Origin of the sequence: Reyranella sp. (assembly GCF_965227665.1) — a bacterium.
GTDB lineage: Bacteria > Pseudomonadota > Alphaproteobacteria > Reyranellales > Reyranellaceae > Reyranella.
Genome location: NZ_OZ245767.1, coordinates 4686021 through 4700705, shown reverse-complemented (window position 1 = coordinate 4700705; position 14685 = coordinate 4686021). Strand labels below are relative to the sequence as shown.

General features: G+C 66.6%; 15 protein-coding genes. 2 read left to right on the top strand and 13 right to left on the bottom strand.

Features of this window, described 5'->3' with window-relative positions; all coding sequences use genetic code 11:
• Window positions 1-30: 30 nt before the first annotated feature.
• The 8 genes from ACO07I_RS22690 to ACO07I_RS22655 form a co-directional block, all read right to left on the bottom strand.
• Complete coding sequence (locus ACO07I_RS22690) at window positions 31-510, bottom strand: Hsp20/alpha crystallin family protein (protein ID WP_422011385.1); 480 nt, start codon at window positions 508-510, stop codon at window positions 31-33.
• Between the two features lie 168 nt (window positions 511-678).
• The gene (locus tag ACO07I_RS22685; RefSeq protein ID WP_422011383.1) at window positions 679-1983 is read right to left on the bottom strand and encodes an NtaA/DmoA family FMN-dependent monooxygenase; all 1305 of its coding nucleotides are present in this window, start codon (window positions 1981-1983) and stop codon (window positions 679-681) included.
• Window positions 1980-2798 (bottom strand): GntR family transcriptional regulator, encoded by an 819-nt coding sequence (locus ACO07I_RS22680; protein WP_422011381.1) that lies wholly within the window; start codon window positions 2796-2798, stop codon window positions 1980-1982. The genes ACO07I_RS22685 and ACO07I_RS22680 overlap by 4 nt, the downstream gene beginning before the upstream one ends.
• Before the next feature lie 21 nt (window positions 2799-2819).
• Complete coding sequence (locus tag ACO07I_RS22675) at window positions 2820-3662, bottom strand: ABC transporter permease (protein WP_422011379.1); 843 nt, start codon at window positions 3660-3662, stop codon at window positions 2820-2822.
• Between the two features lie 4 nt (window positions 3663-3666).
• On the bottom strand, window positions 3667-4581 hold the full coding sequence (locus ACO07I_RS22670; protein ID WP_422011377.1) for an ABC transporter permease: 915 nt from the start codon (window positions 4579-4581) through the stop codon (window positions 3667-3669).
• 18 nt (window positions 4582-4599) lie between these two features.
• Window positions 4600-6105, bottom strand: a complete 1506-nt coding sequence (locus ACO07I_RS22665) for an ABC transporter substrate-binding protein (RefSeq protein WP_422011375.1) — start codon at window positions 6103-6105, stop codon at window positions 4600-4602.
• 45 nt (window positions 6106-6150) lie between these two features.
• Complete coding sequence (locus ACO07I_RS22660) at window positions 6151-6831, bottom strand: DUF1028 domain-containing protein (protein ID WP_422011373.1); 681 nt, start codon at window positions 6829-6831, stop codon at window positions 6151-6153.
• Window positions 6828-7562, bottom strand: coding sequence for a DUF1028 domain-containing protein (locus ACO07I_RS22655; protein WP_422011371.1), 735 nt, complete (start codon window positions 7560-7562; stop codon window positions 6828-6830). Before ACO07I_RS22655 ends, ACO07I_RS22660 begins: the two co-directional genes overlap by 4 nt.
• A 122-nt stretch (window positions 7563-7684) precedes the next feature.
• Between ACO07I_RS22655 and ACO07I_RS22650 the strand changes: the two genes are divergently transcribed.
• Window positions 7685-8656 (top strand): ABC transporter ATP-binding protein, encoded by a 972-nt coding sequence (locus ACO07I_RS22650; RefSeq protein ID WP_422011369.1) that lies wholly within the window; start codon window positions 7685-7687, stop codon window positions 8654-8656.
• Window positions 8653-9618: an ABC transporter ATP-binding protein gene (locus tag ACO07I_RS22645; RefSeq protein WP_422011367.1), complete on the top strand. Its 966-nt coding sequence runs from the start codon at window positions 8653-8655 to the stop codon at window positions 9616-9618. The genes ACO07I_RS22650 and ACO07I_RS22645 overlap by 4 nt, the downstream gene beginning before the upstream one ends.
• A gap of 40 nt (window positions 9619-9658) precedes the next feature.
• On the opposite strand, the gene ACO07I_RS22640 is transcribed toward ACO07I_RS22645, so the two are convergent.
• The 5 genes from ACO07I_RS22640 to ACO07I_RS22620 all read right to left on the bottom strand — a co-directional run bounded on the left by ACO07I_RS22640 (window position 9659) and on the right by ACO07I_RS22620 (window position 14683).
• Window positions 9659-10189: a hypothetical protein gene (locus ACO07I_RS22640; RefSeq protein ID WP_422011365.1), complete on the bottom strand. Its 531-nt coding sequence runs from the start codon at window positions 10187-10189 to the stop codon at window positions 9659-9661.
• A gap of 69 nt (window positions 10190-10258) precedes the next feature.
• Window positions 10259-10909, bottom strand: coding sequence for a L,D-transpeptidase family protein (locus ACO07I_RS22635; RefSeq protein ID WP_422011363.1), 651 nt, complete (start codon window positions 10907-10909; stop codon window positions 10259-10261).
• Between the two features lie 92 nt (window positions 10910-11001).
• Window positions 11002-11829 (bottom strand): universal stress protein, encoded by an 828-nt coding sequence (locus ACO07I_RS22630; protein WP_422011361.1) that lies wholly within the window; start codon window positions 11827-11829, stop codon window positions 11002-11004.
• Window positions 11826-12074, bottom strand: coding sequence for a ChaB family protein (locus ACO07I_RS22625; protein ID WP_422011359.1), 249 nt, complete (start codon window positions 12072-12074; stop codon window positions 11826-11828). The genes ACO07I_RS22630 and ACO07I_RS22625 overlap by 4 nt, the downstream gene beginning before the upstream one ends.
• Before the next feature lie 83 nt (window positions 12075-12157).
• Entirely contained in the window at window positions 12158-14683 is a 2526-nt protein-coding gene (locus ACO07I_RS22620) for a cation-translocating P-type ATPase (RefSeq protein WP_422011357.1), read from the bottom strand.
• Window positions 14684-14685: the final 2 nt, after the last annotated feature.

The window sequence follows — 14685 nt, the reverse complement described above, 5'->3', positions numbered from 1 at the left end:
GACTCCCTCTTCCTGCGGAGTGACGGCGCCTCAGGCGCCCTTGATGGCGACCTGCTTGACCTGGGCGGGCGGGTTCGCCGTCTTGGCGATCTCCAACTCCAGAACGCCCTTGGCGAACTTCGCGGAAATCCCGTCGCGGTCGGCATCCGCCGGCAGTGTGAAGGCGCGCGTGAAGGAGCCGTAGCTGCGCTCCGTGTAGTGCATCTTGTCGTCGGTCTGCTCGACCTTCTTCTCGCCGGAGATGGTGAGAACGTCGTCCTCGATCTGGACCTTGACGTCCTTCTCGTCGAGACCGGGCAACTCGATCGTCACGGTGTAGGCCTTGCCGCTCTCCTTGACCTCTACCTTGGGCACGTGATCGAATGCCCGCAGCGCCTTCGGCGCGGTGCTGGGAGCCATCTCGGGCCAGCCGAACGGCCAGCCACGCATCATGCGATTGAAAACCTGATCGAAGTCGCCGCCGAACGGCAGTGCGCTATGCGGCGTCGTCAGGGACTTTGCATCTGTCATAGGAACCTCCTTCCCGGCTCGTAGTGGTTGCAGGTCCCTGATACCGGCTTCCGCGCCGACGCGACTTGATCAGGATCAATCCGCCCGCGCGCGGCGGTACGGCGATCGTCCCGGATCCCGAATGGAAGCGCTTCTTCCTGGGCCGGACGTCGCCCGCCGCGCCGGACCTCAGAACTCCAGCAGGTTGTCGCGCAGGTGCTTGTGGGCGTACTGCTTGCGCGTCACGCCACGGCGCTGCAGTTCCGGCACGAGACCGTCGCAAACCTCCATGATGTAACGGCGATCGAAATAGCTGTTGAAGATCAGGAAGCCGTCACCGCCCACCTCCTCCATGATCTCCGCCATCAAACCGGCGACGTAGTCGGGCGTGCCGGTGAAGTCGATACCGCCCTTGCGCGAATAGCTCTGCAGGATCGATCGCGGCGTCTTGCCGATCCACTTGGCGAGCGACGACTGATGGCCGTTGGTCGTGAGATGCGAAGGCAGCGGCTCGTCGAGGTCGAACTTCGAGAAATCGATGCCGGTCAGGCGCGACATGCCCGACAGATGCAGGTCGAGATGCTTCTCGGCCTCGGCGGCTTCCATTCGGGCACGGTCCCGCGCCGCCTCCATGCTGACGTCGATGATCGGATGCGCCAGGAACAGCACCTTGATGTCGTCGGGATTGCGGCCGTATTCGACAGCCTGCTTCCGGACCTTGTCGCGATAGGCCTTCATGCTTTCGACGCTGCCGCCGCCCTCGGTGATGATGGTGTCGGCCCAGCGCGACGCGAACTGCTGGCCGCGCGGCGAACCGCCGGCCTGGCAGATTGGCACTCTTCCCTGCGGCGAGCGTGGCGCGTTGATCGGCCCCCGCACCTTGAAATACTTGCCCTCGTGATTGATCGGATGGACCTTCGAGCCGTCGGCGAACATCGGCTTCTCGCGGTCGAGTACCACCGCGTCCGGCTCCCAGGCCTCCCAAAGCTTGGTGACGACGTCGGCGAACTCATCGGCCACGTCGTAGCGCTCGTCATGCGGCCGGTGCTTCTCGTGTCCGTAGTTCTGCGCCGCGCCATCGTTGCTGCCGGTCACGCAGTTCCAGCCGATGCGGCCCTCGGTCGTATGGTCGAGCGAGTTGACCAGTCGCGCCAGCAGGTACGGCGGATATTCCGAGACCGACAGCGTCGGCACGATGCCAACCGTCTTGGTCGCCATGGCGAGATAGGGCACCAGCACCGCCGGATCGAGCTTGGGCGCGCTCGCCGCGTACTGCAGATACGAATTGTGCGAGCCCTGATAGGTGTAGGGCACGTTCGAGCTGTCCTCGATGATCATGTAGTCGAAGCATGCGCGATCCATGCCCTTCGCCAGGTCGACGAAGATATCCGGCATCATCCAGCGATCGATGTCGCTGCCGGGGAACTCGCTGCGCCAACTCTTCGGGCCATAGCCCTGCGACAGGAACCACGCCAGATGGAACGGCTTCTTCATGACTGAGACCTCACGCTACGATGGTTGGGGATCGCCGCCTCCGAACCGGCAGGCATTGGGCGCGCCAGATCGGCCTGCTGGCGATGGCGGAAGAGCTCGATCTTCGGCACGAAGCGATCGGAGCGGACGTAGAGGTCCGAGTAATAGATCGCCACGCCCTCGATATCGAAGTAGGTGCGCTGGAGCAGCAGGAGGGCTGCGCCCGGGTCGCCCTCGAGGCGGTGGGCGAGTTCGGCATCTGCCGCGATCGCAGAGGAAGCCTGCTGCACGCGAAAGGCCTGGACGCCACAGTATTTCTCGATCAGCGGAATGACCTGCGCCGACCGCATCTGCACGGCGATGTCGGATGGCAGCCGCGCCGCCAGCCCTTGCGGCAGGTAGGCCCGGCAGAAGGCGATCGGACCGGTCGGCCGCACGCGGCTCCACGAGATGCGCAGGATGCCTCGACTGGACGGGGCCTCCAGAAGCGCCGCCACCCGGTCGTCACCGTGCTCGGGCAGGCGATCGATGCCGTGCAGATCGAAGCGCGCGTCGGGGTCATGGATCCTGAGATCCTCTAGGGCGTGCGCGCTCCAGTCGCGACTCTCGGGATCGCTTTCCAGAACGAAGGTGCCGCGGCCCGGGAAGCGGCGCGCCAGCTTGCGCGACACCAGTTCTTCGACCGCCGAGCGTGCGGTGTGACGGCTGACGCCGAACTCGGCCATCAGCTCGGCGTCGGTCGGGAGCTGGGAGCCCAGCCTGTAGACGCGCGTGGCGATTCGCTCGCTCAGCACCTGGTAGATCCTGTAGTAGGCCGGAACCGGATCTCGACGCATTTCCTCTCCTTCTTTTCTTTTTTATCGCCGGTCTGCGCGCCGCGGATCCAGCGTCTCGCGCAGCCCGTTGCCCAGCAGATTCACACCGAGCACCAGCAGCACGATGGCGATGCCGGCGAGGTTGGCGATCCAGGGCGCGACCAGCAGCCGGTCGCGGCCCTCAGCCAGGATATTGCCCCAAGTTGCGGTCGGCGGGGGCACCCCGAGACCCAGGAAGCTCAGCGCCGTCTCCTGCAGGATCAGCTGCCCGACCTGCAGCGTGGCGATCACCGTCAGCACCGGCGACATCTGCGGCAGGATGTGCCGCCACATCACGTATCGGCCCCCCGCTCCCGACGCGACCGCCGCCTCGACGAACGGCCGCTCGCGCAACGAGCGTGTCAGGTTGAAGGCGACGCGCGTATAGCTCTCCCAGCCGGCGAACCCCAGCACGAGGACCAGCACAACGACGCCGCCACCGAACACTGCGACCACGACGATGGCCAGCAGGATCTCCGGGATCGCCTGGTAGCCGTCGGCAAAGCGCATGATGACCTGCTCGGTGCGCCCCCCGACATAGCCCGCGACCAGTCCCAGGGTCGTGCCGAAGGTGAGCGCCACCAGCATGGCCATCAAACCGACGGCGATGGAAAGCCGCGAGCCGTAGATCAGGCGCGACAGCAGATCGCGGCCGAAATTGTCGGTGCCCAGCGGGTAGGTCCAGCTTCCCTTAGCCTCCCAGACGGGCGGGCGCAGCCGCAGCATCAGGTTCTGTGCATAGGGGTCGTGAGGCGCCAGCAGGGGTGCGAACAGCGCCAGGACGCACATGCCCAGCACCAGCATGACGCCGATCTGGATCTTCAGTCGCGGGCCGAACCACTTCATTTGATCACCGCAGCCGGATGCGCGGATCGATGGCGGCCTGCACCAGATCGACCAGCAGGTTGGCGGTCACGATCGTGACGGCGACGATGAACACCGCGGCGATCACGATCGGCACGTCGCGCTGGAAGATGGCGCTCACCATCAGCCGGCCGACACCCGGCCAGGCGAAGATCGACTCAGTCACCACGGCTCCGCCCATCAGACGCCCGAGCTGCAGCCCGACGAGGCTGACCACGGGATTGAGGGCGTTGGGCAGGATGTGAAGCCAGAGCGCGCGGGCCGGCCCCGAACCACGAGCGCGTGCCGTGACGACGAACTGCTCGCGCATGGTCTCCAATACGCTCACCCTCGTCACCAGGATGAAATTGGGCACCAGGAACGTCGCGAGCGTCACCACGGGCAGGACCATATGTTCCCAACCGCCCTGCCCGGACGTCGGCAGCCACTGCAGATCAAGCGCGAACAACTGGATCAGCAGGATGCCCAGCCAGAAGCTGGGCATCGACTGTCCCACGACGGCCAGCACCGAGATGACGAAATCCGGAACCTTGTCTTTCCACACCGCGCAGGCGACGCCGCCCAGCACGCCGAGCCCGATGGCCAGCAGCAGCCCGAGGGAGAGCAGCTGCAGCGTCGAACCCAGCCGCTCGAGCACGATCTCCATGGCCGGACGCTTGAACTGGATCGAAGTACCGAAGTCTCCCTGCAGCAGATCGACCAGGAAGTAGCCGAACTGCACCGGCAGGGGCTTGTCGAGATGCAACTCGGCCCGCAGCACCGCCTCCTGCTCGGGCGTCGCATCGAGCCCGAGATAGATCGCCACCGGATCGCCGGTCAGTCTCAGCACGACGAACACGAAGGCGATGACGAAGACCAGCGGGACCGGCACCAGCAGGAGACGCCTCAGCAGGTAACGCATGTCAGTTTCCGGCCGACGTCACGGCTTCACGCTCACCTTGTGGAGGCGCAGCAGGGAATCGCGGGAGGGCTGCCAGCCCGAGACCTTCTCGTTGCGGCCGGAAATGCGCGGCAGGCCGAGCAGGAAGATGGACGGCAGCTCCTCGTGCATGATCTCCATCATGCGATTGTAGGCCTTCAGCCGGGCGGCCTCGTCCATGGTCGAGCGCGCCTCGAGCCATAGCCTGTCGAACTCCGTGTTCGTCCAGTAGTTCCGCTTGCTGGCTTCCGTGTACCAGACGGTATTGAAATCGGCGTCGCCAACGCTGAACCAGCCGACCTGATACATTGGTCCCTGCTCGCGCGAGCGGTCGAGCTGGGACCACACGCCGCCCTCGACGACGTTGACGCTGGTCTTCACGCCGACCGCCGACATCATGCCGGCGACGGCATTGGCGATGTCGACGTCGGAGAGATACCGCCCCGACAGCGTGTTGATCTTGTTTTCGAAGCCCTTGGGAAAGCCCGCTTCCGCCAGCAACGCCTTGGCCTTGGCCGGATCGTAGGGCCGCGACTTGAGAGTGGGGTTGTAGCCGAAGGTGGCCTTGGTCACGAGTTGACCGTCGAGGACCGAGCCGTAGCCGCCCAGCATCTGCTTCAGCAGAGCCTGCTTGTCGATGGCATAGTCCAGCGCCAGTCGCACCCGAACGTCGTTGAACGGCGGCTTGCGCGTGTCGAACGTATGAACGAGGCTCACCGAGGATTCGACGGCGTCGATCTTCAGATTCTTGCGCTTTTCGACCGAAGGCAGCAGGTCGACGGGAATCTCCTCGATGATGTCGGTCTCGCCCGCCACCAGCGAGGCGACGCGCGTCGCCCCCTCGGGGATGGCGCGGATGCGGAGCTTCTTCATCGCCGGCGCGCCGCCCCAGTAGTCCGGGTTGGCGGCCAGATCGTAGCGGTCACCCGCCACCCAGCTGACATACTTCCAGGGGCCGGTGCCCATCGGTTTCCTGTGTGCCTCGGCCTGTCCGACCTTCTCGGTGTGCGCCTTGGACTCGATCGGAATGTCGGCGAGGCCGCGTAGCAGCAGCGGCGCCGGCGAGGCGGTCTTGATGTCGACGGTGTAGTCGTCCACCACCTCGGCCCCGGTGACGCCCGCGATGCGCGTCTTGCGCGCATAGACCTGCTTGGGATCGATGACATAGTCGATCGTGAACTTGACGTCGGCGGCGGTGAAGGGCGTGCCGTCATGCCACTTCACGCCCTTGCGCAGGAAGAAGCGCCAGTGCGTGGGGGTGATCGCCTCCCACTTCTCGGCCAACGCCGGGACAAGCTTGTCGTCGTTGTCGCGCGCGACCAGCGGCTCCCAGGTCTGATAGCAGAGGCTCAACGTGATGTAGGCCCCGCCCGTCGGCGCAATGGAATCGGTGAAGAGCGAGGCGCCCACCACCAGCATATCCTTGTCCTTCTGTGCCTGCGCGGACGACGCGCCGACCACGACGGCCAGTGCCGCCCCCAGAGCCGTTCTCAGGATCGTACGCATAGACACCCCCTCGGCGATGAAGCTCCTGTTCTAGATTTCCCCCGGCTATTTTTTCTGTTGATCGCGCCAGCGATCGTCCCGCGGCAGGCGCGGGTTGTAGGGCCGCTCGCTGTAGTAGGGCAGCAAGGGACGGAACCATTCGAAGATGCGGCGCAACTCGCCGATCGGCTCTTCATGCACGTCGACGCGCAGGTCGATGTAGGCAAAGGGTTCGTCGCCGTAGACCAGGATCGACGAGGAAAAATGCCCGTCGGCCTGGCCGCCGGCGCGTCCCCCCGCTTCGACCGCGCGGACCAGCCGCTCTTCCAACAATTCCTCGCCCGTGGTCTCCATCGACCGGGCCATCGCCTCGATGACCTGCGGGCCGACGATGCCGTTGCCCATCACCAGCCAGCCCTTGCCGATGAGATGGCCGGCGTAGGCGCCGTTCTCCATGCCGGTCATGGCGGCAGCGTTGCCCCAGGCATCGACGACGCCGATCTGGCGCAGCGGCGCGTTGGGATCGCTGCTTTCGAGTTCGTGGATGATCTTGCCAGCATGGTACCCGAGCCCCATCAGCTTGGTGCAGAGCAGGGTGAGCCGGGGATCGGCGATCGCCTGCACCGAAGCCGCGGCCATGCGCGGGATGACCACGGGGCAGCGATTGCCCACGGCCGGGGCATGGGTCGCCATGGCGACGCCCAGCATCCTGGTCCGCGGACAGCGGCCGACAACGGTGAAGGTCATGGCTTCAACCCTGCCGCCTTGGCCTTGGCGCGCGCCTCGACCCAGTCCTCGACGACCCCCAGTGCCGTCGGCTGCCAGGGCCGCGTCTCGTAGTATTCGATCTGCGGGCGATACAGGTCGAACAGGCGGCGCAGTTCGCCGATCGGCTCGACATGCTCGTCGACCCGCAGATCGACCAGCGGATATTCCTGCGTACGATAGACGATAAGGGCTGCCGAATGCTGGCCGCCATGCTGGCCGCCGGCATCGCGACCGGCCTCCAGTGCCGCCATCAACCGGGCTTCGAGATCGTCGCCCTTCATCGCCTTGAATGTATCGGCCATGGCCGAGGCGGTGCGTTCGGAGATCAGGCCATTGCCCATGGCCACCATGCCGGGCTCGCAGAAATGGCCCGACCAATCGTGATTGCTCGCGCCGGTCCGCGCCACGGCGTTGCCGTCGCGATCGATCACGGAAATCTGGCGATACTCGATGTGGGGATCGCTGACCGCGATCTCCTCCAGGGCCTTCGCCGCCGAATAACCGAGACTAAGCAGGCGGAGGCCGAGCGGACCGAGGCGCGGATCGGTAACGGCCATGGTCACCACGACGCCGAGGCCAGGCTTCACGAAGGGACAGCGCGTGCCGACGGCCATGGGCCGCGTCGAGATCGCCACGCCGAACTTCCCGGTCTCCGCGCAACGAGCCGAAATCGCGAAGGTCGAGAACTCCTCACCCAATGGCCCCAACATTGCTTTCTCCTGCTCGTGTCTTGCTCCAAGCCTAAAGCGGTCTATTGTACGACTCAATGTCTAATTGTCCGGTCATTTAGGCATTTTGAATTGTAGAACCGCGAGGGGAGCCCTTCTTCTTCATGGCGCTGCTGGAAATCGAAGACCTCACCGTCGCCTTCGGGCCGGCAGCCAACGCGACCACGGTCGTCGAGAGCGTTGGTTTCACCGTCGATGCGCATGAGACCGTCGCCCTCGTCGGCGAGAGCGGCAGCGGCAAGAGCGTCACGGCATTGGCGATCATGCGTCTGCTTCAGGAACCGGGCCGTGTGGCGCGCGGCGCCATCCGCTTCGAGGGTCGTGACCTTGCTCTTCTCAGCGAGCGCGAGATGGCTGCGATGCGCGGCAATCGCATTGCCATGATCTTTCAGGAGCCGATGTCGTCTCTCAATCCGCTGCTTTCGATCGGGGCGCATGTGGCCGAGCCGCTTCGGCTCCATCGCGGCCTGTCGAAGCGCGACGCACGAACACGGGCGATCGCCCTGCTCGACCGGGTGGGCATCCCTTCTGCGGCCCAGCGCTACGACGACTATCCGCACCGCATGTCCGGCGGCATGCGCCAGCGCGTGATGATCGCGGCGGCGCTCGCCTGCGATCCCGCGCTGCTGATCGCCGATGAACCGACGACCGCGCTCGACGTCACCATCCAGGCGCAGATCACGGATCTTCTCGCGGACCTCCAGGCCGAGTTTGGCATGGGCGTGCTGTTCATCACCCACGATCTCGGCGTCGTCGCCGAGCAGGCCCATCGGGTGGTCGTCATGTACGCCGGGCGGGTGGTCGAGCGCGCCGCGACCACGAAGCTGTTCGATGCCGCGGCACATCCCTACTCCGCTGCCCTGCTGCGCTGCATGCCAAGCGACGAAGAGGGCGCGGTCGACCGGCTGGCCGTCATCGAAGGGTCCGTGCCCGCGCCAGCGATGTCGCTCCCCGGGTGCCGCTTCGAGCCGCGCTGCCCGCAGGCCATTGCCGCCTGCCGCGCCCAGGAACCTCCGCTGCTTTCACTTGCACCCGGTCATGCCGCGGCCTGCCTCAAGCCACTGGCGGTCGCATGACGACCGAACTGCTGGCGGCGCGCGGCCTCACCAAGCATTTTCCCGTTCTGGGCGGACCGCTGGGCATCTCCCGGGTCGGCACGGTTCGCGCGGTCGAGAGCGTCGACCTCTCAGTTGCGCGCGGCGAGGTGCTGGGGCTCGTGGGGGAAAGCGGTTGCGGAAAGTCTACGCTGGGCCGCCTGCTGATCCGTCTGCTCGATCCGACGGCCGGATCCGTGACCTTCGACGGCCACGACATCGCTGCTGCGAAGGGCGCCGAGTTGCAGGCGCTACGCCGGCGCTTCCAGATGATCTTCCAGGACCCCTACGGGTCGCTCAATCCGCGCATGCAGGTCCACGAGATCGTTACCGAACCGCTGCGCCTGGCCGGCATGTCGCGCAAGGAGTGCCGCGAGCGTTCATCAGCGCTGCTCGCGCTGGTCGGGCTCGCCCCGGAGCACGGCGCGCGCTATGCGCACCAATTCTCCGGCGGCCAGCGCCAGCGCATCGGCATCGCCCGGGCGCTCGCCCTCGATCCGGCGCTGATCGTCTGCGACGAACCCGTGTCGGCGCTCGACGTTTCGGTGCAAGGTCAGGTCGTCAACCTGTTGCGTGACCTGCAGGCCCAGCGCGGCTTGAGCTACGTGTTCGTCTCCCACGACCTGCGGATCGTGCGGCACATCGCCGATCGCGTCGCCGTCATGTATCTCGGCCGCATCGTGGAGATTGGCGACAAGAACGCGGTCTACCGCCGGCCGCTGCATCCCTATACCGAGGGACTCCTGGCCGCCGTGCCGGTTCCTCGCCCGGGCCGCCCTCGCCGCCGGGCCGCGGTGCAGGGCGAGATTCCAAGCCCCATGAACCCGCCCGCCGGCTGTCCCTTCCATCCACGCTGTCCATTGGCCATTGATCGTTGCCGGGTCGAAATGCCGGTGCTGCGCGAAGTCGACGATCGCAAGGTCGCCTGCCACCTGGCTTCCTAGCCAGGCCGTGCCCCGTGGCCGATACGATCCGGCTTCTGATCTAGGCGGCGAGAACCGTCACCTTCATGGCGGCAAGCTTGCGATAGAGCCTTCCATGGTGGCGCACCGGCCACCAGTCGTAGAGGAAAAGCTGCAGCGGCCGCCACATCGCCACCCACCCGAGGATCAGCAGCCCCTCCTGGAAGACCTGCTGGAAGGGCGGTGGGGCGATCGAACCGGCAAGCTGACGAAGCAGGATGCATGCCGCGAGAAAGGCCAGCCCCATCGCGAGGGCGAAGCGGCCCTCTCGCAGCTGGAACCGGATACGCCTCGCGCTCGCCACCGCGCGGTAGGAGAAATAGTTGTGGATCGCCTCCGGAATGTTCGATTGGCGCGCCTGGTCGAGCTGCTCGCGCGGCACACGGATGACGAGTTCGAGGGGGCTCTGGAGCGGATACTCGTCCGCCCAGCCCACGATGAACTCTTCGGCATCACGGTCGAGATCCCTTTCGTGAAAGGGAGACGGGTCGAGGGAATTGAAGAGCTGCCGGATGTCGCTGATCCGGATGTCGATGATCCCTGAATCGGGCATGGCTTCCTCCGCCGCTGCAGCCGGCAGCGCTCGATCAACACCGCGCACCCTGCTTGCGCAAGCGTCAGGCTAGAGCGGGCCCAGGCATTCGCCAGAGGTACGCTCGATGGCCGCGATGGCCGCGGCGGATTGCTGCCGGTAGACATCGGGATAGTCCACCAGGCGCCCGTCATCATTGGGAAAGCGCGTGCGGTAGACCAGCATCACCGGAATGATCTCCGCGAGCGGCTCGCGATGGGTCCCGCCGCGTGCGATCGACCGGTCGATCTCGGCCTCCGTGAGGCCGAGCGCCCAGGCGGCCATGGCACGGGCCTTTTCCACGCGCACGCATCCGTGGCTGAACGCTCGCACCGCGCGCTCGAAGTATCTCCGGTCGTTGGTGTCGTGCAGGAAGATCAGCTGGTCGTTGTCGAGTTCGAACAGGATGCGGCCGAGGGGATTCTGGGGTCCGGGCGGCATGTGCCGCGCGCCTTCCCAGCGCACCATGGCGGGCGTCGGTGTCCAGGAGGGGTTGAAGGTCACCGCCCAGATCGCCGTCGAGAGTTCGGGCGTGGGAGTCGACGGTCGGCCGACCACGACTCGGCTGCGCAGGACCGGCTTTCCGTCTTCGAGGGCGACGAGTTCGAACGACGGGATGTTGACGACCACCAGCTTGCCGCGCGCCGGCACGGCGATCCCGATCCCCTGCAGTGCCGCCGACAGTTCGGAGACTGGCGCCATGGGCGGGAGCGGCGTGACGGGAGACGGTGCCGGTGCCGGATCGCCCGCGCAGCCTGCAATCAGCGACAAAGCGAGGACGGCGACGAATCTCGTTAGTGCGAGAGAAGCACGCATCGGCCACCCGAGAGGAGTTCGCTGGTGATTCCGCCGAGCGTCCAGCGACCCTGACGATTGTGTCCATAGGCGCCCGCCACGATCACGTCGGCATCGTAGGTTCGCGCAAGGCCCGACAGCTGCGCCGCATTGGCCAGTTCGGCCGGGACCACCTTCTCCTCCACCGCGATGCCATGGCGAGCCAGCCAACCGGATACCCGCGCCACGCTCTGCCAGGCAGCAGCATGGTCCTCCGCCGCGTGAATTTCGACGACGACGACGTTCCGGGCCTGGGCGAGCAGCGGCAGCGCATCACAGACGGCCCGCCGCGCCTCGCGCGTATCCTTCCAGGCGACGAGGATCCGGTCGAATTTCGCAGTCCGTGAAGACTCCGGCACCAGCATGACCGGACGCCCCGCCTGCATCACCAACTCGCACAGGTCGGGCTGCCTCGTCGCATCGGGCAGTTCGCCGACCTTTGGGATGCCGGCGACGACGATGTCGGCTGCAGCGGACTCGCGCGACAAGCGCTCGGAAAGCGGCTCAATGCTGCTCTCGCCCTGCCAGTCCGCGACATGGTCGTGCTTGGCGGCGATCGCCCGGAAGTCCGTTTCCGACGCCTTGAGGTGACGCTCGATCTGCCGCCGGTCCTCCTGGAACAGCGCCGCAGGGACCGAGTAGTCGCCGCAGATGCAGTGGATCGGACGGCAGTAGGCACGCGCCAGCAGCATGGCGTCCGACTGCCGGGCAAGCGCAATGGCAGCGCCCGCCACGCCCTGGCAATCCCGACCCGGCGACAGCGCCGCCATCACGACCCTGTACGTCATCGCCTGCCCTCCTCCTGCCCCGGCAGATCGGGGGGCACGTTCGGCTGCCACTGGCCGCCCGGCACGGCGTGATAGCGCTGCCTCACGGCCGCCCAGGCAACACGGCTGGCATGTTCCTCGCGACCGGCATCGGCCGCGTGCAGGGCCCAGGTTTCGTTGAAGGCTTCGCGATAAAGGTCCTGGGCCCGCAGGGGGAGCTGTTGCCTGACCGAGATCGGCAGGTTGGCGTTGGTGAGGTAGAGCATGACGGTCTCGACCGTTTGAAGGCAGCGACGCGACCATGCCGGGACCGGCGCGGCGCCGCCTTGACCTATCTCAACGTCGAGCGTCAGCGGTGCAGTCTGTGCCGCCACCACGGCTTCAGCGCTTCCAGACAGACGATGAGGATTACGGTCGCGATCAGCGACACGCCGAGATCGTCGGCATGCAGCGCGCCGAACTGAAAAAGATCCATCGCCGGCGGCCAGGTGAGCGCCGCCGTCATCACTGAGGCCACCACGGCCAGAAGGAACCAGAGGAAGGCGTTCGGGCGCCGGACAGCCACGGACAGTGACGACGAGAAGGAGCGGTTCACGACGATCAGCCCGACGTTGATCAGGACGAGCGAGGTGAACATGAGCGCGCGAAGTTCATCGGTCGGCATATTACGTCCGACCCCCACCAACAGCACGATGGCCAGCGCCACCAGTGCCAGCACTCCCTGCAGCAGGCTGAAGACCATCGTCGGCGCGGACAGCAGGCGGCTGTCCGCGGCCCGCGGCGGCCGTTGCATCAGATCGCGCTCCTCCGTCTCGGCCTCGAAAGCGATCGAGCAGACCGGATCGATGACCATTTCCAGGAATGCGATGTGTACGGGACTGAGCATGAACGGCAGCCCGAACAGCAGGGGTAGCAGCGCCAGGCCCGCGATCGGGATGTGCACCGCTACGATGTACGCACTGGCCTTCCGGAGATTGTCGTATATGCGCCGTCCCAGGCGGATGGTGCGCACGATCGAACCGAAATCGTCGTCCAGAAGGACGATGGCGGAAGCTTCTCGTGCAACGTCGGTGCCGCGGCCGCCCATCGCGATGCCGATATGCGCGGCCCGGAGCGCCGGTGCATCGTTGACCCCGTCGCCCGTCATCGCCACGACTTCGCCGTCGGCCTTCAGGGCCTGCACGAGGCGCAGCTTCTGCTCCGGCATGATGCGGGCGAACACGTTGGTCGTACGGACGGACCCGCGCAGGGCCACATCGTCCAGCCTCTCGAGCGAAGGTCCGTCGAGCGTCCGACCGGCATCCAGCCCGGCGCGGGCGGCGATCACCTGCGCGGTGGCCGGATAGTCTCCGGTGATCATGACGACCCTGATTCCGGCAGAGTGGCACTCCTCGATCGCCGCCGGCACGTTCTCGCGCAGCGGATCGGCGAATCCCAGCAGGCCGAGGAACGCGACATCCAAGCCCGTCTGGTCGTCCGGCAAGCGTCCGTCCGAGACACGTCCCCGTGCCACACCCAGCACCCGCATGCCTTCACCGGCCATCTCCTCGACCGCGTGCCGCAGCCATGCCTGGTCCGCCGGATCGAGGCGGCAGAGCGCGCCGACCGCCTCGGGTGCACCCTTCGTCGCCACGCAAAGGCCGCCCGCCGCGTCCTGCCAGACATGGCTCATCGCCAGAAATGTCGGCTGGAGACCGTAGCGGTGCAGGAGTTCGCCCCCCGTCGTCGAACCGGCTTGGGCGGCGATGGCCTTCTCCATCGGGTCGGAGGGCTCGGGCGAACTCGCACGCCGGGCGGTCGCGATCAGACTCGTCGCCTCGGCATCCGGCTGGCCCTGTCCGATCCGCCATATCGTCGCGGGCGTCCGCACTTCTGCCAGGGTCATGCGGTTCTGGGTCATCGTGCCCGTCTTGTCCGAGCAAAGGACCGTCGCAGCGCCCAGCATTTCTATCGCGGAAGCGCGGCGCGTCAGGACCCGCACGCGCGACAGACGCCACGCGCCCATGACCATGAAAGCCGTGAGCACCAGAGGAAACTCCTCGGGCAGGAGCGACATGCCGAGCGCGATGCCGCCCAATATGGCTTTCAGCCAGTCACCCTGGGTGAGGCCGATGAGGAGGACGACGGCCACCGTGGCGGCGGCGCCGACCGTCGCGAAGATCCGCACGAGCCGGCGTGTCTCCGCTTGCAGCCGCGGCGGCTCCGGAGAGATCGCCTTCAGCGACTGGCCGATGCGGCCGAGCTCACTGCCGGGTCCGGTGGCGCGCACCACGGCAATAGCTTCGCCATGGACGGCCAGCGTTCCCGAATAGAGATACGGCGTGTTCTCGCCGCCGGGGCGCGCCATGGCGTCATCCCCATCGCCGGCGCGCTTGCTGACGGGAACCGATTCACCCGTGAGCAGCGATTCGTCGACGACGAGGCTACTGGCCGACACGGCGACCGCGTCGGCGGGAATGCGGTCGCCTTCGAGCACGACGATCGTGTCGCCCCGCACGACCTCCCGGCCGGGGATGCGCCGCCGCTCCCCGTCGCGGATCACCAGCGCGCGCGGGCTCGCCTGATCACGCAGGGCCGCAAGCACGCGCTCGCTGCGGGTCTCCTGCACGACGGTGATCAGGACTGACAGCGTCGCGAAGGCAAGGAGGACGATCGCCTCGCCGAGGTCGCCAAGTACCAGGTAGATCGCGCCCGCGGCCAGCAGCAGCGAGAACATCGGCTCCCGCAGCACGTCGGCCACGATGCGCAGGATGCCCCGGCCATCGCCCGCGGGGAGCTCGTTGAAACCCTCGGCCCGCAGGCGCGCCTGCGCATCCGCCTGCGAGAGGCCCGGCCGCCAGGAGCCTCCCACTGTCTCGGTCTCGAATTGCGGCACGG

Coding starts and splice junctions, on each gene's coding strand:
- ACO07I_RS22690 (WP_422011385.1), bottom strand. CDS start 510: ATGACAGATGCAAAGTCCCTGACGACGCCGCATAGCGCACTGCCGTTC.
- ACO07I_RS22685 (WP_422011383.1), bottom strand. CDS start 1,983: ATGAAGAAGCCGTTCCATCTGGCGTGGTTCCTGTCGCAGGGCTATGGC.
- ACO07I_RS22680 (WP_422011381.1), bottom strand. CDS start 2,798: ATGCGTCGAGATCCGGTTCCGGCCTACTACAGGATCTACCAGGTGCTG.
- ACO07I_RS22675 (WP_422011379.1), bottom strand. CDS start 3,662: ATGAAGTGGTTCGGCCCGCGACTGAAGATCCAGATCGGCGTCATGCTG.
- ACO07I_RS22670 (WP_422011377.1), bottom strand. CDS start 4,581: ATGCGTTACCTGCTGAGGCGTCTCCTGCTGGTGCCGGTCCCGCTGGTC.
- ACO07I_RS22665 (WP_422011375.1), bottom strand. CDS start 6,105: ATGCGTACGATCCTGAGAACGGCTCTGGGGGCGGCACTGGCCGTCGTG.
- ACO07I_RS22660 (WP_422011373.1), bottom strand. CDS start 6,831: ATGACCTTCACCGTTGTCGGCCGCTGTCCGCGGACCAGGATGCTGGGC.
- ACO07I_RS22655 (WP_422011371.1), bottom strand. CDS start 7,562: ATGTTGGGGCCATTGGGTGAGGAGTTCTCGACCTTCGCGATTTCGGCT.
- ACO07I_RS22650 (WP_422011369.1), top strand. CDS start 7,685: ATGGCGCTGCTGGAAATCGAAGACCTCACCGTCGCCTTCGGGCCGGCA.
- ACO07I_RS22645 (WP_422011367.1), top strand. CDS start 8,653: ATGACGACCGAACTGCTGGCGGCGCGCGGCCTCACCAAGCATTTTCCC.
- ACO07I_RS22640 (WP_422011365.1), bottom strand. CDS start 10,189: ATGCCCGATTCAGGGATCATCGACATCCGGATCAGCGACATCCGGCAG.
- ACO07I_RS22635 (WP_422011363.1), bottom strand. CDS start 10,909: ATGGCGCCAGTCTCCGAACTGTCGGCGGCACTGCAGGGGATCGGGATC.
- ACO07I_RS22630 (WP_422011361.1), bottom strand. CDS start 11,829: ATGACGTACAGGGTCGTGATGGCGGCGCTGTCGCCGGGTCGGGATTGC.
- ACO07I_RS22625 (WP_422011359.1), bottom strand. CDS start 12,074: ATGCTCTACCTCACCAACGCCAACCTGCCGATCTCGGTCAGGCAACAG.